An 18,907-nucleotide genomic window follows, 5' to 3' on the forward strand; every position below is an offset into this window, starting at 1 on the left:
TGCCGCGATGCGGCAAGGCGACCGTGGCTGTCGCACCCTGACCCTCCCTGCTGCTAGCCTTTCTTCAGGGATATGACAGGGAGGATCCGAGCCATGAAATGCAACAAGCTGGTCGATGTCGGCCGGCGGCAGTTTCTGCGGGGTGGCGTCATGAGTGCCGCCGGCGCAGCCGCGGCAACCATCGTCGCCCCGACGGCGGCCGCAGCACAATCGCTGGCCCGTGTCGATTATCCGTCGAACCGCCTCGCAAACCTGTCCGACCTGAAGCTTAATGAGCCGATGGACATCGCCTATCCCGACGAGGGCAGTCCCGGCGTGCTCCTCAAGCTCGGCAGCGCCGTCGAGGGAGGCGTCGGTCCGGAGGGCGACATCGTGGCGTTTTCGGTCCTGTGCCCCCACAAGGGCTGGCCGCTCAGCTACAACGCCGGTGACAAGACGCTGAACTGCCCCGGCCACTTCAGCCGCTTCGACTGCGAGGCGGGCGGCCAGCAGACCTGGGGCCATGCCACCCAGAACCTGCCTCAGTTCGCGCTGCGCGTTGATGACGCGGGCGACATCTTCGCCGAAGGGGTGGACGAGCTGATCTACGGCCGTCTGTCCAACGTGCTGGCATAAGGAGGGCTGATTCAATGGCTTACAAGCGTCAAATCGATCGCCTGCCGATCATCCCGGCCGACGCCAAGGTGCAGAACGTAACCTGCCACTACTGCATCGTGGGCTGCGGCTACAAGGCCTACACCTGGCCGATCAACCGTCAGGGAACGGCTCAATCAAACTGGTCGGGCGGAGACCTCAGCCTGCAACAGGACATGGAAACAGACGCCTGGTATGCGCCCTCCATGTTCAACGTCGTGAAGCAGAACGGCCAGAACGTGAATCTGGTCATCAAACCGGATCATGATTGCGTGGTAAACGCCGGACTCGGTTCGGTCCGGGGCGCGCGCATGGCCGAGAACCGCCGATCGGACGTTTCGGGCACGCAGCAGCAGCGCCTGACCGACCCCCTCGTCTGGCGTTACGGCACCTGGCAACCTACCACCTGGGAAGACGCGCTCGACCTTGTGGCGCGTGTCACCGCCCGGGTGATCGACAAGGACGACGAGGACGACCTTTTCGTCTCGATGTTCGACCACGGCGGCAGCGCCGGCGGTTATGAGAACACCTGGGGGACCGGCAAGCTCTACTTCGGGTCGATGAAGGTGAAGCACTGCCGCATCCACAACCGGCCAGCCTACAACTCGGAAGTCCATTCCAGCCGCGATATGGGCGTGGACGAGCTGAACTACGGCTACTCCGACTACGAGGTGACCGACACGATCTTCCTTGTTGGTGCCAATCCAATCGAGACGCAGACGAACCTGTTCCTCAATCACATGATGCCGGGGATGCGGAACGGTGCGCGGGTGCTCGTCGTCGATCCGCGCCGGACAGTGTCGATCAACGCCTGCGAGGAGGTGGCGGGCGCTGAAAACGTGCTCCACCTGCAGATCAATTCGGGCACCGACCTCGCGCTTTTCAACGCCCTCTTCACCCACATCGCCGATCAGGGCTGGGTAGATGCAGACTTCATCGCCGCCTCGACCTTCGCCGACGGTATCGCCGTGCCCGAAGATGAAGCGCATCCGGCCAATCTGGGCTCGTTCGAGGCCGCGCGAGAGGCTTGCCGGCTCTCGACCGCTGAAGCCGCTGAAATCTGTGGAGTGAGCGAAGCCGATATCGTCAAGGCTGCAGAGTGGATCGCAAAACCCAAGGACGATGGCAGCCGGCGCAGATGCGTCACCGCCTACGAGAAGGGCATCATCTGGGGCAACGACAACTACCGCACCATCGGCGCGCTCCTGAACATCGCGCTGGCAACCGGCAACGTCGGGCGAGAGGGCGGCGGTTGCTGCCGGCTCGGCGGACATCAGGAGGGTTACTACCGCCCCGGTGACGGCCACGTGGGCCGGCCCGCACCCTACGTCGACCAGTTGCTGATCGCTGGCCGGGGCAAGGTGCACCATATCTGGGCCAACGACCACTACAAGACGACGCTGAACGCCTCGGCCTTCAAGCGGGAATACAACCGCCGCACCAACATGGTGAAGGAGGCGATGGACGCCCGTGCCGGCGCAACACGAGAGGAGATGGTCGACGCCATCGTCGCCGCGATCAACGCGGGCGGACTGTTCTCGGTCAACGTGGACATCATCCACACCCAGATCGGGCAGGCCGCGCACGTCATCCTGCCGGCGGTAGAGTCGGGCGAGATGAACCTGACCTCCATGAATGGGGAACGGCGCCTTCGGCTCACCGAGAAATACATGGACGGCCCGGGTCAGGCGATGCCCGACTGCCTGATCGCGGCGCGCATGGCCAACCATCTGGAGCGTGTGCTGCGCGAAGAAGGGCGCGCGGACTACGCCGACCAGTTCAAGGGCTTCGACTGGCAGACCGAGGAAGACGCCTTCATGGACGGCTACCATCAGGGAAATCCCGAGGTGACCTACGAACGCCTGCGCGCCATGGGCAACAACGGAGTGCAGGAGCCGGTGAAGGGGCTCGAAAATGGCCAGCTGGTCGGCACGTCTCGGCTTTACGAGGACGGGGTCTTTACCCGCCACGGGCGCGAGGACGGCAAGGCGCTGTTCATGGCGGGCGGCTGGCGCGGGCTCGAAGCGCCGGGCAAGGCGCAGCAGAAGGCAAACCATCGGTTCCTGATCAACAATGGCCGATCGAACATCAACTGGCAGAACTGGTTCCTCGATCAGGACAACGACTTCGTCACCGACCGCTTCCCGCTGCCCTATCTCCAGATCAGCCCGGAGGATGCGGCTGAACTGGGTCTGAACAACGGCGACATGGCCGAGATCTTCAACGACGTGGGGGCGACGCAAGCCATGGTCTATATCGAACCGACCGCTCGGCGGAACGAGACCTTTATGCTGTTCGGCGCACCCTCGGGCACGCAGGGCAACGTGATCAACGCCGGCACCAATACGCTGATCCTGCCCAACTACAAGCAAACCTGGGCCAATATCCGCAAGATCGCGGATGCGAGCCCCGCGACCGCGAAGCTGAGCTTCAAGTCGTGGGAGGTCGAACTCTGACCTCGGACGGGTGCGTCGGGGCGCGGCAACAGCCGCGCCCCGAGTTTCTGTGCAACTTGAGAAATCCCGCCATGAAAATCGCCTACGTCACCCTGCCCGGCCGTGGGCGGATCGACGACTGCATCGCGGCTGCAGTAATGCATCTGGAACGCCGGGGTGTCCGCCTCTGCGGCACCGTGGCCACGCTTCACGACGACTCCGACGCGCACCCCTGCGACAGGCGCGTGCGCATCCTTCCGGACGGGCCGGCTACCCGGATCAGCCAAGCACTCGGGTCGGGTTCTCGTGGCTGCAGGCTCGACCCCTCCAGCATAGAGAACCTGGCGATGGACGTCGAAAAGCGACTGGCGGACTGCCACATGCTCGTCATCAACAAGTTCGGCAAGCAGGAAAGCCTGGGGCGTGGACTTCGCTCCGCGATCGTGCGCGCAGTCGACCTGCGGATCCCGATTCTCGTCGGCGTCAACGCCCTGAACCTTTCCGCATTTCTCGACTTCGCCGCCGGAGCGGCCATTAGACTGGATGCCGAACCGGAGGTGATCGCGGGTTGGGCCCTCTCGTTGCTTGCGCCATACGAGGGCGTAACCGGCTGACGGTGCATTGCTGCTTGGCACGAGACGAAGCGAGGGAAGGGTTCGCCTGCCCGTGCCAGCGCCCTGACTTTCCTGTCGAGCCTGTTCGCTCGCTAAAACCGTAGCCGGTCTGGCGAGGCGGCGGAGCAGACTTCACCATTGCGGCCCTGTGCCGCCTATCGTCTGCCAGCTCATTACGGGCTCATCGCCGCCATCGTCTGCCCCGCCCCACAGGGATAAATGTCACAATGCAACGTGACTGGGTTCTTCGTGTCACCGCGGCGAGACCCACAAGTCGCCCCTGAGGCACTAGCGCGCTGTTGCAGCGCAGTCGCAGAACTCGCTGCAGCAATTGCACATCCGAGAACTTCGGTGCCGGATCTCGCCCCTCCGAGACCAGCCGCAGGAACATCACCCACACCTTCTCGTTCTCGGTCAATTGGCCCAGCTCGAGGGCGGTGACGTCCAAGTGATCGCTGTCTTCACCCTTCAGTGACCAAACACTTCCCGGATTGCCGCCTGACACCTGAAGGTCAGGCTCGGGTCCAGAGAGAGTGCTTTGAGCGTTGAGGCCGGATCGAGTGAAAGCGGATCGATCAACATGGGCCGGGAACCAGATCGCGGCTCCAGATCAGAAGACTTTGGCTAACCGAGCAGGACTGCCCTGACCAGCGCTCAATCCCGCGCTCCCTCCTCAGGAGCTGAACTCAAAGATGCTGCAAGATTGCGGGCGAGGAAGTCCAGCAGCGCCCGTGTTCGCCGGGCCATGCGGCGCTGCGGTAGGTGGACGGCGTGGATGTCGAGCTGCGGCCCGCAGGCCTGCGGCAGGACCTGTTCGAGCCTGCCGGTTTCGATGCTGGCCTGCACCGCATAATCGGGACAGAGCGCAATGCCTTCGCCCTCGATGGCTAGGTCGCGTACGACGCGGGCGCTGTTGACGAGGAAAGGCCCGGAGACAGGAACGCGGGCCGGCTTTTCATTTTCGAACAGCGGCCAGGCGCCATCGCCGCGCATGTTGGTGTCTCGTATGCAGATGTGGCGGGCCAGATCGTCCGGGCTTCCCGGTCGACCGGCGCGGGCGAGATAACCCGGCGCGGCGACCAGCATCAGGCGCGTCCGGCCGAGCTTGCGCGCCACCAGTGCGGAATCGTCCAGCCGGCCGATGCGGATGGCCAGGTCGATCCCTTCGCCCGCCAGATCGACGAAGCGATCCGACAGGCGCAGGTCGATGATCAGGTCGGGATGCGGCTCCCGGAAGCGGCGCAGCAGGGGCGCGAGGACCATCTCGCCATGTGTGACCGCAGCGGAGATCCGGATCGTGCCCGAGAGACCGCGCCGCGCCTCGCGCAGGCTGTTCTGCATCTCGTCCAGCTGATCGAGCCAGTCGGGCACCTGCGCCATCAGCTGCTCCCCCGCAACCGTCAGGCCAAGCCGCCGTGTGGTCCGGTGCAGAAGCTGCGCGCCAAGCCGCGCCTCCAGCTCGGCCATGTATTTCGAGGCGAGCTTGGGCGAGATGCCCAGCCGCGTGGCAGCCCCCGAGAAGGACCCGGTCTCGACCGAGGCCACGAAGACACGCATGCCGTCCACCAGATCCATCGCGCGCACCAATTCGGAACACTGTGGGGAAAGACATACAACACCTTCGCCATTTTCGCCAGACATGGTGGCGCGCATATTCCGGTCATGACCAAGGCGGCCAGGATCTCCGGGGCCGCCGAACACTGGAGAGACATGATGAAGATCGCAATCATCGGAACGGGCGGTATCGGATCGGGGCTCGCCTCGGTTCTGGCAAGGACCGCTCATGAGATCACCGTTGCCGATCGCCAGGGCGGAGCGGACGCTGCGGCCAGGCTCGCGGAGCGCGGCCTGTCGGTTCAGGCGGCCCGGGTGCCCACGGCGGTGCAGGCGGCAGATGTGGTGATCCTCGCGGTGCCCTATGGCGCGGCGACAGGTCTGGCAGACGTCGCCGATTTCGCCGGCAAGATCGTGGTCGACGTGACCAACCCGGTGAAGGACGACTTCTCGGGTCTGAAGATCGGCCACGAGACCTCCGCCGCCGAGGAGATCGCCCGGGCGCTGCCGGGGGCCCGCGTGGTGAAGGCCTTCAACACGGTCTTCGCGCAGGTCTACGACCAGGGGCTGCGCTTCGGGGACACCCCGGTGCAGACCTTCGTCGCATCGGATGACGCCGAGGCCAAGGCGGCCGTGATCGCGCTGGCCAGGGATGCAGGCTTCGATGCCCGCGATGCCGGGCCCCTGTCGAACGCCCGCACCATCGAGCCGCTCGCCTACCTGAACATCCAGTTCGGCTACATGCTGGGGCAAGGCACCCAGATCGCGCCCGCCTGGCTTTCCCGCTGACCCCACATCCGAAGGACCAAGACCATGATCGACACGACCACTGCCCCCTATGGCATCCTCGCCCTGCGCGTGACCACCGGCGCGCTGTTCCTCTTCCACGGCCTGGTGAAGCTCCTTGTGTTCACCCCAGCGGGGACGGCCGGATACTTCGAAAGCATCGGCCTGCCCGGAGCGCTGGGCTATCTGACCATGCTGGCCGAGATCGCGGGCGGCCTCGCCCTGATCCTGGGCGTCCGCACGCGGCTGGTCTCGGCCGCGCTGGTGCCGGTCCTGCTGGGGGCCGCATGGTTCGGCCACGGCGGTTCGGGGTTCAACTGGTCGAACGCGGGCGGCGGCTGGGAATACCCGGTGATGTGGGCCGTGGTGCAGGGTGTGCTCGCGGTCCTCGGGGACGGCGCCTATGCCCTGCTGCCCGGCGACAAGTCCGCGGCACGCGCCCGCTTCGCCTGAACGACCATCGTGCCGCGCCGGACCACCCGGCGCGGCCAAGCCCACCCGAAGGAGACGCGCAATGCTGATGAATGGCAAATGGACCGCGGACTGGCACCCGGTGCAGGCCAAGGACGGTGAGGGGCGCTTTGTCCGCCAGCAATCCTCGTTCCGCAACTGGATCACTGCCGACGGCGCTCCGGGCCCGACCGGAACCGGCGGCTTCAGGGCCGAGGCCGGACGCTACCGGCTTTATGTCGCTCTGATCTGCCCCTGGGCATCGCGCACCCTGATCGCACGCAAGTTGAAGGGGTTGGAGGATCTGATCCCCGTCACCGTGGTCAACCCGGTGCTGACATCGGAGGGCTGGGGCTTCGGCGGCTATCCCGACGCCGAGGCCGACCCGCTGCACGGGGCCACGCACCTGCACCAGCTCTATACCCGGGCCGACGCGAACTACACCGGCCGCGCTACCGTCCCCGTCCTGTGGGACGAGGCGACCGACACCATGGTCAGCAATGAAAGCGCCGACATCCTGTGGATGTTCAACAGCGCCTTTGCCGACCTCGCGCCCGGCACGCCCGACCTTTACCCCGCCGACCTGGCCGCCGGGATCGATGCGCTTAACGCCGAGGTCTACGACCGGCTGAACAACGGCGTCTACAAGGCCGGCTTCGCCTCGACCCAGGCCGCCCATGACGAGGCGGTGGCGGGCGTCTTCGACATGCTCGACCGGCTGGAGGACCGCCTGAGCGGCGACTACCTCTTCGGCGCGCGCTTCACCGAGGCCGACATCCGCCTCTTCGTGACGCTGATCCGCTTTGATGCGGCCTATCACGGCCTCTTCAAGACCAACCTGCGCTGCATCGCCGACTACCCGCGCCTCTCGGCCTACATGGCGCGTATCCTGCGTCTGCCCGGTGTGCGGGAGACCGTGAACCTCGACCACATCAAGGCCGGATACTATTCGATCAAGGCGCTGAACCCGACCGGGATCGTGCCGGCAGGCCCGGACCATGTGACGGCCCTGCTGGAGTCCGTTCGATGATCCCGTCCTGCCGGCGCGTCATCTTCCTGCACGGCGTGGGAAGCAGCGGTGCGGCCATGCGCCCGCTGGCCGAAGCCCTGGCGCTGCCGCAACCCGCCGTATTCCCCGATGGGCCGCATCCCTTCGACATGGGGACGGGCCGGCAGTGGTTCTCGGTCAAGGGGGTGACGGAGGCCAACCGGCCGGGCCGCATCGCGGAGGCGCTGCCGGCCTTCGTGGACCGGATCGAAGGCCTTGGCGATCCCCGCGAGAGCGTGCTGATCGGCTTTTCCCAGGGCGCGATCATGGCGCTGCACGCGGTCGCCGCAGGCCTTCCGGTCGCCGGCATCATCGCCCTGTCCGGTCGGCTGGCCGGGCCGGTCGGGGTGCGTCACGACTGGCCCCCGATCGCGCTTCTGCATGGCGCAGACGATCCCGTGATGCCGCTTGCCATCGCCCGCGCAACCGAGGCTTGGCTGCAAGACGCCGGAGCCGCGCCACGGTTGACCGTGTTCAACGGCCTTGGACATGCAATCGACGCGCGCGTTCTTGCGGCCGTTCGCAATCCTGAAGCGCCGGAGGCCCCCTTCAGAGTCAGTCAGCGTTCCAGGCACAGACCACTGATCGCGGACTGAACACCCGGAAACTCGGCGACGGCGAAGACCGCAAGCCCGAAGACGCTGACGAAGATCAAAGGCCAAAGCGACGGGTGCGTACCCTTCCCACCTTCATCGGCAAGCGAGGCGGCAAAGAGTTCCGCGAACTGCTGGTCGAAGCGCCAGTCCATCAACTTTGCGTCCTTTCCGTCCGCGCGACTATTCGAAGGGCCAGGTCCTGAGTGCATCCATCGCCGACCTGACCTGGTCCGGGGCGATCACGAGAGCCATGGTCGCGGCGTAGGCCAGAAGGAAGACCATCAAGGCAAGATAGCCGGAACGGCCTTGATGCAACTGGTGGAGGAAGGTCTTCACAGGGCGATCCTCCGGGCGTATTTGGTGCGATCCGGCTGGTTGAGCGCAGCCATCATCAGGCGATCGCGAAGGGCTTTGCCCTGCATCCACGGGCCGAAGCCCGAAGCCACGTTGATGTGGCCCGCATGACCAAGATCGACGAGGCCGCTACCCCAGGCCCGCGCAAGATGCGCAGCGCGGTCGAAGCCCATCCACGGATCGTTCCGGCTTGCGACGACCGTCGTCGGGATGTCCAGCCGCAGTTCCGGGATCGCGCCGAACTGTCCGACACGATCACCTCCCTTGGTTTCTGCCGGGGCCACCAGAAGCGCGCCACGCACCCGGAGGTTCGGCCAGGTTGCAAGGAGCCGGGCAATCAGCACCGCGCCGAGCGAATGTCCGACAAGGATGCTGTCGGGGTGCCGAAGGATCATTCCGGCCAATTCGGTCTCCCAGACGGCCGGAACCGGATGGCTGGGATCCGACAGGTCGACCATCAGCGCTTTGGGGTCGGTCGCAGCCCACCAATGCTGCCAGTGCGGCGCGGGCGACCCATCGAGCCCGGGGACGATCAGTGTCTTGGTCATCGGCAATCTCCAGGAAGCTACGACTCGATTTGCCATATTAATCTAGCAAGATTGTCGTGTATTTTGATTCCAAAGATGTCGCGGGAAAGGGAAGCTCATTCTACCGATCGCGCTCAGCGCGACAGCGTGTCCACCGGATAGGCCGTGGTGAACTTCATCCGCTCCATTGCGAAATGGCTTGTGACGTTCTTGATCGGCACGGCATCGGTCAGCCGCTTGTAAAGCCGGTCGAAGGCCATCATGTCGGCGACGGCCACGCGCAGAAGGTAGTCGATTTCGCCAGCCATCCGATAGACTTCCATGATCTCGGGGATCGCGTTCGTCGCTGCGGAAAACGCCTCGCGCCACTCGGCCGAATGGTCAGGGGCCTCGATCCCGACGAAGACAGTCAGACCGAAGCCGAGCTTTCCCGGGTCCGCCAACGCCACCCGCCCGGTGAGCACACCGGAGGCTTCGAGCTTCTGGATGCGCTTCCAGCACGGCGTCTGTGACAGGCCGGACTTGTCGGCGATCTGGGCAATCGGGAGCGTCGCATCGCGCATCAGTTCGGCCACGATCTTGCGGTCGATGAGGTCCAGGTCGGTCAATGTTCAACTGCCTTTCTGGCCCGACTGGTGGGCTCGGGAATCAGCATGCATTAAAACCAAAAAATGTCTACAGTCTTTATCGTGTATATTCGGATGCGCCCTGAACCGAGGAGCACGCCCTTGTTTGCTTGCTGTTTTCCGGCAACGAGGCGTGCTTTGCGCAATCCCGACATTGATTCTCGTCATTCCTCCGCGTAACCCTGATCCATGATCACGCAGAAGATGAAATACGCCCTCAAGGCGCTTCTCGTCCTCGCCGACGAAGCGGCCAAGGGCCAGCCGGAACCCTTGACGATCGAAGTGATCGCCAAACGCTCTGAGACACCCAAGCGGTTCCTGGAACACATCCTGCTCGAGGTTCGCAATGCCGGCGCGATCGCGTCGATCCGGGGGCGGTCGGGCGGCTACGTGCTGATCAAGAAACCCTCCGAAATCTCCATCTCGGAACTCCTGCGCACAATCGACGGGCCGATTGCGCCCCTGCCCTGCCTGTCCCGCCGCGCCTACCAACGCTGCGAGGATTGTGCTGACGAGGCCACCTGCCGCATCCGCAAGATCTTTGCGGAGGTGTTCTGGTCCTACCTCGTGCTGATCGACTCCCTGACTCTCGAAGACATGTTGGGGTCAAACCCGGTGGCCGCGCAGGTCCTGGGCAGCACCGCCAGCGCCTAAGAATCAGTAATTACAGCAGAATCTCTTCCGCTGCGTCCGGGTCCGCATGTCCGGGGGTGGAGAATGGTCTTCTCTATACACGACAATATTTAGCGTGAATTTTCCTTTGCAATACGCGACCATCTCTGTCGTTATTATTGACATGTCGGGGGATGGCCCCGGCGGCAGCGAAGGAGAAAGATGATGACTGCTGAACTTCCCCTTGGTCGGATCGGGCAAGCCGGGATGTCGATGTCGGCCATGACCGCCCCGCTGTCGCAGGCCTGCGCGGTGCGCCTGGTTGACCGCCGCACCGGCAGAACCCACCGCATCAATGGCAGCCCGCTGATCCTGTTCACCAGGTCCCCGGACGAGGCCGTGGCCGAACTGCTCTCCGGCCGTGACGCCGCGGTCTGGGAGGCCAGGGTGGAGCCGATCGGCGCCGACAGCCGCAAGCCTGGAGGCCGTGCATGACACCTGCATCGCACTATCCGCAAACCATTCTGGGTCTCGTGCCATATCGGCCGATGAACCCGACCCATTCCCGAAACCTGAAGGAGAAGACCATGCTTGCCACCATCACCCTTGCCGGGACCGTGACGGCTCAGGGGCCTGTCGTGAGCGCCCATGCAGATGGCCGCGTCACCATCGCCGATGGCCTCCGCCGCCTGACCGGTTGGCCGGTGAGCCGGGTCCTGAAGGGCACGCTCTCAGCCCTGGCCGTCGCGCTGCTTGCGCTTGGCGCTGCGCCGTCGAAAGTTCAGGCGGAGTCGCTTCTGAACGTCAGCTATGACCCTACGCGGGAGCTGTATCGAGAACTGAACGAGGCGTTCGCCGCATTCTGGACGGCGCAGGGCAACGAGGCTCCCTCGATCGAGGTCAGCCACGGCGGATCGGGCTCACAGGCCCGCGCGGTGATCGACGGGCTTGAGGCGCAGGTGGTGACGCTGGCGCTGGCCTCGGACATCGACAAGATCGCCGCGGCCGGCAAGCTGCCCGCGGACTGGCAGTCGAAGCTGCCGCACAACTCCTCGCCCTACACCTCGACGATCGTCTTCCTCGTGCGCGAGGGGAACCCCAAGGGGATCAAGGACTGGGGTGACCTGGTGGCCGAGGGCGTCGAAGTCATCACGCCGAACCCCAAGACCAGCGGCGGCGCGCGCTGGAACTACCTGGCCGCGTGGGCCTGGGCAGAGAAGAACGGGAAGGACCCGAAGGAGTTCGTCGGCGCGCTTTACAAGAACGTGCCCGTGCTTGACACCGGCGCGCGCGGATCGACCACCACCTTCGCCCAGCGCGGCATCGGTGACGTGCTGCTGGCCTGGGAGAACGAGGCCTACCTTGCCCTGAACGAGATCGGCGAAGATCAGTTCGACATCGTGGTGCCGTCGGTCTCGGTGCTGGCCGAGCCGCCGGTTGCCCTCGTCGAGGGCAACATCAAGTCGGACGATCAGCGCAAACTGGCCGAGGCCTACCTGGACTACATCTACTCGCCCGAAGGCCAGGCGCTGGCGTTCAAGCACTACTACCGCGCCTGGGACAACTCGAAGGCCAACCCCGAGGATGTTGCCCGCTTCCCGCAACTGGAACTGGTCGACATCGCCAGCTTCGGCGGCTGGGCCAAGGTTCAGCCCGAGCACTTCGGCGACGGCGGCATCTTCGACCAGATCTACGTTCCGAAGTAAGGAAAGATGATGGGCAGACCCCTGATCCACCGATCGCCCATGCCCGGCCTCGGCCTCAGCCTGGGGATCACCCTGACGATGCTTTCCCTTGTCGTCCTCCTGCCCATCGGCGCCCTTCTTCTGAAGGGCGCCAACTACGGGCTGGCGGGGATCTGGGAAACCGTGAACCGCGAACGCGTCTGGGCGGCGCTTTTTCTCTCGTTCCGTCTGTCGCTTCTTGCCGCGCTCTTCAATCTTGTCTTCGGCGTGGTTCTCGCCTGGGTTCTGGTGCGCTACCGCTTCCCCGGACGCCGCATCCTCGATGCCGTCGTCGACCTGCCCTTCGCGCTTCCCACCGCCGTGGCGGGCATCGCGCTCACAGCGCTCTACGCGCCCAATGGCCTTTTCGGCCAGCTTGCGGCCGGAATCGGCTGGAAGATCGCCTACACCCAATGGGGCATCTTCATTGCCCTCGTCTTCGTCGGCCTGCCCTTCGTCACCCGCACCGTGCAGCCGGTGGTCGAAGAGATCGAGCGCGAGGTGGAGGAAGCCTCCGCCACGCTCGGCGCCTCGCGGCTCCACACCATCCGCCATGTCATCCTGCCGATGCTGACCCCCGCTGCCCTGACCGGGTTCGCGCTCGCGCTTGCCCGCGCCGTGGGGGAATACGGCTCAGTCATCTTCATCGCCGGGAACATCCCGCTGGTGACGGAAATCGCGCCGCTGCTGATCGTCATCCAGCTTGAGGAATTCAACTACGACGCGGCCGCCGCCATCGGTATCGCCATGCTGCTCATCAGCTTCGCAATGCTTCTGGTCATCAACCTCATCCAGGTCTGGAGCCGCCGGAGAATTGGATATGTCTGACGCAACCATTGCCAAACCTGCGCGCTTCCGCCCGGCGACCGAGGAAAGCCCTGCCACCCGCTGGGCGCTGATTGCCGTCTCCTTCGCGGGCCTTGCCATCCTCGTCCTTGCACCGCTGATCGCGGTCTTCGTCGAGGCGCTGGCCGACGGCATCGCCGCCTCGCTCAAAAGCCTCACCTCGCCCGATGCCCGCGGCGCGATCCGCCTGACACTGACCATCGCCGCCATATCCGTGCCCCTGAACGCGATCTTCGGTATCGCCGCGGCCTGGTTCATCACCAAGTTCGACTTCCGCGGCAAGGCCTTCCTTATCACCCTGATCGACCTCCCCTTCTCGGTCTCGCCGGTCGTCGCGGGCCTCTGCATCGTGCTGATGTTCGGCGCGAACTCGGCCATCGGCGGCTGGCTGGTGGCGCAGGGCTATCCCATCGTCTTCGCCATGCCGGGGATCATCCTGGCCACCATGTTCGTGACCTTCCCCTTCGTCGCACGCGAACTGATCCCGGTGATGATCGAACAGGGCCGGGCCGAGGAAGAGGCGGCGCTGACGCTGGGCGCCTCGGGCTGGCGCACCTTCCGGACCGTCACGCTCCCGAACATCCGCTGGGCGCTTCTCTACGGTGTCCTCCTCTGCAACGCCCGCGCCATGGGGGAATTCGGCGCCGTCGCGGTCGTCTCCGGCAAGATCCGGGGGCAGACGGCCACGATGCCGATCACGATCGAGATGCTCTATCAGGAATACCTCTCGGTCGCGGCCTTCTCTCTCGCCGGCGTTCTCGCCCTCTTGGCGCTGGTCACTCTCCTTCTGAAGACCGCGCTGGAAATCCGTCATGCCGACCAACTCGCCGCCACGCACCGCCACTAGGAGACCCCGAATGCACATCGAAATCGACGAAATATCCAAGCAGTTCGGCACCACGGCGGCTCTGCACCCCGTCTCTCTGGCTGTCCCATCGGGCGCGCTGGTGGCGCTCCTCGGCCCCTCCGGCTCGGGGAAAACCACGCTTCTGCGCATCCTCGGCGGGCTGGAGTTCCCGACCTCGGGTCGCGTCCTCTTTGACGGGCAGGACGCCACGGGCCTTTCCGTGCAGGAACGCCGCGCCGGCTTCGTATTTCAGTCCTACGCCCTCTTCCGCCACATGACGGTGTTCGACAACATCGCCTATGGGTTGAACGCGCGGCCCCGTGCCACGCGGCCCACCAGGGCCGAGATCGCCCGCCGCGTGACCAAGCTGCTGGAGCTGATCCAGCTGCCCGACATCGGCGCGCGCTACCCCTCGCAGCTTTCCGGCGGCCAGCGCCAGCGCGTGGCGCTGGCCCGCGCCCTGGCCATCGAACCACGGATGCTGCTTCTCGACGAGCCTTTCGGCGCGCTCGACGCCAAGGTGCGCAAGGAACTTCGCCAGGGCCTGCGCGACATCCATGACACGACGGGGCTGACCACCGTCTTCGTGACCCATGACCAGGAAGAAGCGATGGAACTCGCAGATCTCGTCGTCGTCATGTCGATGGGCCGGATCGAGCAGATCGGCAAACCGCAGGACATCCGCGCCCGCCCGGCCACCCCCTTCGTGCGCGAGTTCATCACCGCATGACGGATCAGAGCGTCGGGCAAAGCGTGCGTGCGACAGCCGCGGCTGAAGTCCTGTTCCGCATCACGACCCCGCCCAGCCTTGTCAAATCCGTCGAGGACGTGTCGGCAGCCATGCGATCAGTATCCACTTTCCTGCGCCTGCTTCCTTGCCCCTGGATCTTTGCATCCGCCGCTCTGTTCGTTTGCGCTCCCGTCGCATGCGCGGGACCTTGCCTTATCCCCCCTGGGGGGATATCCGCACCCCATGACGGAACCTCACCTGCACGCAACCCACCCCGACCTCGTCAAACGGCTGAAACGCGCCGACGGGCACCTTCGCCACGTCATCGGGATGATCGAAGCGGGCGTGCCCTGCGCGGAGATCGCCGTTCAACTCCAGGCGGTCGAGAAAGCCGTTTCGGCTGCGAAGCGGGTGCTGATCCACGACCATATCGACCATTGCCTAGGACAAGGCGGTGACAACAGCCTTGCCGAAGTCCGGGCGCTCGCAAGGCTTCTTTGAGGTATCATGCTCGCCGTTCTCGCCAACCGCACCTATCGCCACCTCTTCGCCGCGCAGGTGATCGCACTCGTGGGCACCGGACTCGCCACGGTCGCCCTTGGCCTGCTGGCCTGGCAGCTCGCAGGCGAGGATGCGGGGCTGGTGCTCGGCACGGCGCTGGCGATCAAGATGGTGGCCTATGTCACGCTCGCGCCGATCGCTGCCGCAGTGGCAGAGCGCCTGCCGCGTCGGGCCTTCCTGGTCGCTCTCGACCTGATCCGGGCGCTCGTCATCGCCTGCCTGCCCTTCGTCGATCAGGTCTGGCAGATCTACGTGCTGATCTTCCTCCTCCAGGCAGCCGCGGCCGGCTTCACCCCGGCTTTCCAGGCTGTCATCCCCGATGTTCTGAAGGACGAGGACGACTACACCAACGCGCTCTCGCTCCTTCGGCTCGCCGAGGATCTCGAGCAGCTCGCCTCGCCGATCCTGGCGGCGGCGTTGCTCACGGTCGTGAGCTTTCCGATCCTCTTCATCGGCACTGTGGCGGGCTACGTCGGCTCGGCGGCGCTTGTCGTGACCGCGCGTCTGCCCGGACGCGCCGAGGCCGAGGCCGGGCACTTCTGGTCCGACGTGGTCAAGGGCGTGCGTATCTACACCCGCACCCCGCGCCTGCGCGGGCTGATGGTGATGGAAGCCTCGGTCGCCGCCGCCGGCGCGATGATCTACGTGAACACGGTCGTGCTGGTGCAGGCGCGGCTCGGCCTTGGCGAGGAGGCGGTGGCGCTCGCCTTCGCCGGCTTCGGCGCGGGGTCGATGCTGGCGGCGCTGCTGTTGCCGCGCATCCTCCACCGGCTCGCGGACCGCCCGGTGATGATCGGCGGCGCGGCGCTGATGGTGGCGGGCGTCGCGCTCACACCGCTGATGGGCAGCCTCGCCGCGCTGATGGTCCTCTGGGCGCTGATCGGCTTCGGCTTCTCGCTGACGCAGACGCCGATCGGGCGGATCATCAACCGCTCCGCCCGCCCAGCCGACAGGGGCGCGGTCTTCGCGGCCCAGTTCGCGCTCAGCCACGCCTGCTGGCTCGTCACCTATCCGCTTGCGGGATGGGTCGGGGCGCGGTTCGGCCTCGCGCCCGCCGCGCTGGTGCTTGCGCTGATCGGCGCGGCAGGCCTCGTCGCGGTCCTTCGCCTCTGGCCCGCCTCGGAACCCGACGCACTACCGCATCGCCATGACGACCTGCCGCCCGACCATCCGCACCTCAAGGATGATAGGGGCGAGCATGTGCACCCGGTGGTGATCGATGACTTGCATCGACACTGGCCCGCCCGTCCCTGAGATGCTGACCCTCGCCGGCCTCTTCGCTGCCGCGCTGCTGGCCGCCACGCTTGTTCCCGCCCAGTCCGAGGCGGTGCTTGTCGGCCTCGTGATGACGGGCGGGCATCCGGTCTGGCTCCTGCTTTCAGTGGCGACAGCGGGGAACGTCCTGGGTTCGGTCATCAACTGGGGGCTTGGGCGCTGGCTCGTCCACTTCGCCGACCGGCGCTGGTTCCCGACCTCGCCCGGACGCCTCGCGCAGGCGACCCGCTGGTATCACCGCTGGGGCCACTGGAGCCTGCTTGCCTCCTGGGTGCCGATTGTCGGCGACCCGCTGACCCTCGTCGCGGGTGTCCTGCGAGAGCCGCTTTGGCGCTTTGCCGTGATCGTGACACTGGCGAAGGGCGGGCGCTATCTGGCGCTGGTGCTGATCGCGACCGGCTTCGGGGAAACCTAGGCCAGCCCCAGAATGTGCAGCACGACGCCCATTCCCGCCGCCCCGCCCAGAACCGCCACCATCCCGAGCTTCAGCCGGAACACGACGGCGAGCGCGAACGCCGAGAGCACCGCCGCCGCCCAATCGATGGAATGCAGCACCGGCAGATCCAGCATCAGCGGCCCCGCCTGCCACGCAACGACCTCGCGCCAGATCACGTGCATCGCAAACCAGATCGCGAGGTTCAGGATCACGCCGACAACGGCAGCCGTCACGGCCGTCAAGGCGGCCGACAGCGCTGTGTTCTTGCGCAACCTTTCCATCCAGGGCGCTCCGAGGAAGATCCAGGCAAAACACGGTGCAAAGGTCACCCAGGTGGCGAGAAGGCCGCCGACCGTTCCGGCAACCAGCGGCATCGCCCACCCGGCCTCGCGGAACGCGCCCATGAAGCCCACGAATTGCAGCACCATGATCAACGGCCCCGGCGTCGTCTCGGCCATACCGAGCCCGTCGAGCATCTCCCCTGGCGCAAGCCAGCCATAGGTGCCGACGGCCTCCTGCGCGACCCAGGCCAGCACCGCGTAGGCCCCGCCGAAGGTCAGAACGGCGAGCTTGGAGAAGAAGACCGCGATGTCCGCAAAGACACTGCCAGGCGCGAGGAGCACAAGCGCGGTCACCGGCGCGAGCCAGAGCGCCAGAGCGCCGATACCGGCGATGAAGACGCCTCGGGCCGCAGCATGGCCCCTTTCGATATGCTCCTCACCCAGGAGCGACTGCCCGTCTGCGACATGCCGCTTGCCCACCGCCCCATGGCCGCCTCCCGGCCGGAAGGCGGCAAGGCCGGCCAGCGCCCCGGCCCAGCCGATCAGTGCGGCCGCCAGGACGATGGCAGGGAACGGCGCGCCCAACAGGAAGATCGCCACGAAGGACGCAAGCGCGATTGCCTGCATGGCGCGGTTCTTCAACGCCCGCCGTCCGACGCGCACGACGGCCTGCACGACGATGGCCAGCACCGCGGCCTTCAGCCCGAAGAACAGGCCGGCGATCAAGCCCACGTCCCCTAAGGCCGCGTAGACCCAACTGAGCGCCATAATCGCGAACACGCCGGGCGCGATGAACAGCAATCCCGCCACCAGCGCACCACGCACGCCATGCATCAGCCAGCCGACGTAGGTTGCTAGTTGCTGAGCTTCGGGGCCCGGCAGCAGCATGCAGAAGTTGAGCGCGTGCAGGAAGCGGTCGTCGCCCAGCCAGCGCTTCTCTTCGACGAGGATGCGGTGCATGACCGCGATCTGCCCTGCGGGGCCCCCGAAGGACAGGGCGGCGATTCTTGCCCAGACCATCGTCGCCTCGGCAAGGCTGGGATAGGCCTGCACCCCGTTCGGAGCGGGGTTCCGGACGTCTGCATCCACACCTGTCATGACGCTCCTCCCGGACGATTGGTCGGCCAGTTGTGGGTCTCATCCGTCGCATCGCGGCACCAGCGGTAGAAAGCGTCATAAATCGCCATCCCGGCTTCGAGCTGTTCGAGATCGTCGGAATGCATCCGCGACAGCCCCAGCGACGCTGCCAGCAGGCCGGGTGCCTCGGGCGCCAGGTCGGGACGCGCCGTATCGGCGCCGCGCACGATCTTTGCAAGCCGGTCCAGCGCGGGCAGCTTCAGCCCGAACTCGGCCAGCATCACGTCGAAAGTGCAAAGCTCGCCCCGATGGCTCCAGAAAGTCTCTTCCACGTCGAAGGGCGCGCCGCCATAGAGCGCCGCGACGCTCGCCACCTCGGATGGTGCGACATAGAGGATCACCGCGCGAGGGTCGATGAAACGACGGATCAGCCAGGGGCAGGCGATACGATCCACTTTCGGGCGCGACCGTGTCACCCACACGCTGCGCCCTGCCGCATCGCGCGCGGTGATCTTGCCGGGGTCGATCAGGGGAAGGCCGGCCGCACGCCATGCCGCATGGCCGCCTTCCAGATACTCGGCCGCAATGCCCCGGCTGCGCAACAGCGCGGCGAGTCCCTGACTGCGGCCATGTCCCTCGGCGCAGGCAACGACCACCGGACCTTGCAGGGACGCGATCAATGGCTCCAGATGCTCTGCCGCGTGATCGGCTTCGCCAACCACGCGAGCGCCCGGAAGCAGGTAAGGATCCTCGGCGCGAAGCCCATCGCGCCGATTGTCCAGGATGGTAGGGCAACGGGGTGTGCCGAGCAGCTTGGCGAGCTTGTCCGCTGTGATGGCGTCGGGCGCAGGCATGTGCGTTCCTCCGAGATTTTCGGGTCGAGGTGGAACGCGAG

Annotated in this window: 23 protein-coding genes; 16 read left to right on the top strand and 7 right to left on the bottom strand. The window is 65.8% G+C overall.

The window, feature by feature from the left end; all coding sequences use genetic code 11:
- The first annotated feature begins 93 nt into the window (after positions 1–93).
- The 3 genes from N5I32_RS18310 to N5I32_RS18320 all read left to right on the top strand — a co-directional run bounded on the left by N5I32_RS18310 (position 94) and on the right by N5I32_RS18320 (position 3,682).
- Positions 94–615, top strand: a complete 522-nt coding sequence (locus N5I32_RS18310; protein WP_261497387.1) for an arsenate reductase (azurin) small subunit — start codon at positions 94–96, stop codon at positions 613–615.
- Between the two features lie 14 nt (positions 616–629).
- The gene (locus N5I32_RS18315; protein WP_261497388.1) at positions 630–3,089 is read left to right on the top strand and encodes an arsenate reductase (azurin) large subunit; all 2,460 of its coding nucleotides are present in this window, start codon (positions 630–632) and stop codon (positions 3,087–3,089) included.
- 71 nt (positions 3,090–3,160) lie between these two features.
- Complete coding sequence (locus N5I32_RS18320; protein ID WP_261497389.1) at positions 3,161–3,682, top strand: DUF2478 domain-containing protein; 522 nt, start codon at positions 3,161–3,163, stop codon at positions 3,680–3,682.
- Between the two features lie 654 nt (positions 3,683–4,336).
- Here the strand turns inward: N5I32_RS18320 and N5I32_RS18325 are convergent.
- Positions 4,337–5,257 (bottom strand): LysR family transcriptional regulator, encoded by a 921-nt coding sequence (locus N5I32_RS18325; protein ID WP_261497390.1) that lies wholly within the window; start codon positions 5,255–5,257, stop codon positions 4,337–4,339.
- A 138-nt stretch (positions 5,258–5,395) separates the two neighbouring features.
- Here N5I32_RS18325 and N5I32_RS18330 point away from each other — a divergent pair, with 138 nt between their 5' ends.
- From N5I32_RS18330 to N5I32_RS18345, 4 genes are all read left to right on the top strand, one after another.
- Positions 5,396–6,025, top strand: coding sequence for an NADPH-dependent F420 reductase (locus tag N5I32_RS18330; protein WP_261497391.1), 630 nt, complete (start codon positions 5,396–5,398; stop codon positions 6,023–6,025).
- 24 nt (positions 6,026–6,049) lie between these two features.
- Positions 6,050–6,475, top strand: a complete 426-nt coding sequence (locus N5I32_RS18335; RefSeq protein ID WP_261497392.1) for a DoxX family protein — start codon at positions 6,050–6,052, stop codon at positions 6,473–6,475.
- 61 nt (positions 6,476–6,536) lie between these two features.
- Positions 6,537–7,502, top strand: coding sequence for a glutathione S-transferase family protein (locus N5I32_RS18340; protein ID WP_261497393.1), 966 nt, complete (start codon positions 6,537–6,539; stop codon positions 7,500–7,502).
- Entirely contained in the window at positions 7,499–8,116 is a 618-nt protein-coding gene (locus N5I32_RS18345) for an alpha/beta hydrolase family protein (RefSeq protein WP_261497394.1), read from the top strand. The genes N5I32_RS18340 and N5I32_RS18345 overlap by 4 nt, the downstream gene beginning before the upstream one ends.
- On the opposite strand, the gene N5I32_RS18350 is transcribed toward N5I32_RS18345, so the two are convergent.
- From N5I32_RS18350 to N5I32_RS18365, 4 genes are all read right to left on the bottom strand, one after another.
- Positions 8,080–8,268: a hypothetical protein gene (locus N5I32_RS18350; protein ID WP_261497395.1), complete on the bottom strand. Its 189-nt coding sequence runs from the start codon at positions 8,266–8,268 to the stop codon at positions 8,080–8,082. The genes N5I32_RS18345 and N5I32_RS18350 overlap by 37 nt on opposite strands.
- 28 nt (positions 8,269–8,296) lie before the next feature.
- Positions 8,297–8,452, bottom strand: a complete 156-nt coding sequence (locus N5I32_RS18355) for a hypothetical protein (RefSeq protein WP_261497396.1) — start codon at positions 8,450–8,452, stop codon at positions 8,297–8,299.
- The gene (locus N5I32_RS18360; protein WP_261497397.1) at positions 8,449–9,018 is read right to left on the bottom strand and encodes an RBBP9/YdeN family alpha/beta hydrolase; all 570 of its coding nucleotides are present in this window, start codon (positions 9,016–9,018) and stop codon (positions 8,449–8,451) included. The genes N5I32_RS18355 and N5I32_RS18360 overlap by 4 nt, the downstream gene beginning before the upstream one ends.
- Positions 9,019–9,131: 113 nt before the next feature.
- On the bottom strand, positions 9,132–9,605 hold the full coding sequence (locus tag N5I32_RS18365) for an Lrp/AsnC family transcriptional regulator (protein ID WP_261497398.1): 474 nt from the start codon (positions 9,603–9,605) through the stop codon (positions 9,132–9,134).
- Positions 9,606–9,812: 207 nt separating this feature from the next.
- Between N5I32_RS18365 and N5I32_RS18370 the strand changes: the two genes are divergently transcribed.
- From N5I32_RS18370 to N5I32_RS18410, 9 genes are all read left to right on the top strand, one after another.
- Complete coding sequence (locus N5I32_RS18370; RefSeq protein WP_261497399.1) at positions 9,813–10,277, top strand: Rrf2 family transcriptional regulator; 465 nt, start codon at positions 9,813–9,815, stop codon at positions 10,275–10,277.
- 183 nt (positions 10,278–10,460) lie between these two features.
- The gene (locus N5I32_RS18375; protein ID WP_261497401.1) at positions 10,461–10,730 is read left to right on the top strand and encodes a hypothetical protein; all 270 of its coding nucleotides are present in this window, start codon (positions 10,461–10,463) and stop codon (positions 10,728–10,730) included.
- 92 nt (positions 10,731–10,822) lie between these two features.
- A complete protein-coding gene (locus tag N5I32_RS18380) occupies positions 10,823–11,941 on the top strand; it encodes a sulfate ABC transporter substrate-binding protein (protein ID WP_261497471.1) in 1,119 nt (372 codons plus the stop codon).
- 9 nt (positions 11,942–11,950) lie between these two features.
- The gene (gene cysT, locus N5I32_RS18385; RefSeq protein ID WP_261497402.1) at positions 11,951–12,787 is read left to right on the top strand and encodes a sulfate ABC transporter permease subunit CysT; all 837 of its coding nucleotides are present in this window, start codon (positions 11,951–11,953) and stop codon (positions 12,785–12,787) included.
- Positions 12,780–13,652 carry a sulfate ABC transporter permease subunit CysW gene (cysW, locus tag N5I32_RS18390; protein ID WP_261497403.1) on the top strand — a complete coding sequence of 291 codons (873 nt, stop codon included), beginning with the start codon at positions 12,780–12,782 and terminating at the stop codon, positions 13,650–13,652. Before cysT ends, cysW begins: the two co-directional genes overlap by 8 nt.
- Before the next feature lie 10 nt (positions 13,653–13,662).
- Positions 13,663–14,382 carry a sulfate/molybdate ABC transporter ATP-binding protein gene (locus tag N5I32_RS18395; protein ID WP_261497404.1) on the top strand — a complete coding sequence of 240 codons (720 nt, stop codon included), beginning with the start codon at positions 13,663–13,665 and terminating at the stop codon, positions 14,380–14,382.
- Positions 14,383–14,625: 243 nt separating this feature from the next.
- A complete protein-coding gene (locus N5I32_RS18400; protein ID WP_261497405.1) occupies positions 14,626–14,883 on the top strand; it encodes a metal-sensing transcriptional repressor in 258 nt (85 codons plus the stop codon).
- 6 nt (positions 14,884–14,889) lie between these two features.
- Complete coding sequence (locus tag N5I32_RS18405; RefSeq protein ID WP_261497406.1) at positions 14,890–16,197, top strand: MFS transporter; 1,308 nt, start codon at positions 14,890–14,892, stop codon at positions 16,195–16,197.
- A 1-nt stretch (position 16,198) separates the two neighbouring features.
- On the top strand, positions 16,199–16,633 hold the full coding sequence (locus N5I32_RS18410) for a YqaA family protein (protein WP_261497407.1): 435 nt from the start codon (positions 16,199–16,201) through the stop codon (positions 16,631–16,633).
- Here the strand turns inward: N5I32_RS18410 and chrA are convergent.
- Both chrA and N5I32_RS18420 read right to left on the bottom strand, forming a co-directional pair.
- Positions 16,630–18,033, bottom strand: coding sequence for a chromate efflux transporter (gene chrA, locus N5I32_RS18415; protein WP_261497408.1), 1,404 nt, complete (start codon positions 18,031–18,033; stop codon positions 16,630–16,632). The two genes, N5I32_RS18410 and chrA, sit on opposite strands and share 4 nt — an antisense overlap.
- Positions 18,030–18,866 carry a chromate resistance protein ChrB domain-containing protein gene (locus N5I32_RS18420; protein WP_261497409.1) on the bottom strand — a complete coding sequence of 279 codons (837 nt, stop codon included), beginning with the start codon at positions 18,864–18,866 and terminating at the stop codon, positions 18,030–18,032. The genes chrA and N5I32_RS18420 overlap by 4 nt, the downstream gene beginning before the upstream one ends.
- Between the last annotated feature and the right edge of the window lie 41 nt (positions 18,867–18,907).

It is taken from the genome of Albidovulum sediminis (assembly GCF_025380365.1).
Lineage (GTDB): Bacteria > Pseudomonadota > Alphaproteobacteria > Rhodobacterales > Rhodobacteraceae > Albidovulum > Albidovulum sediminis.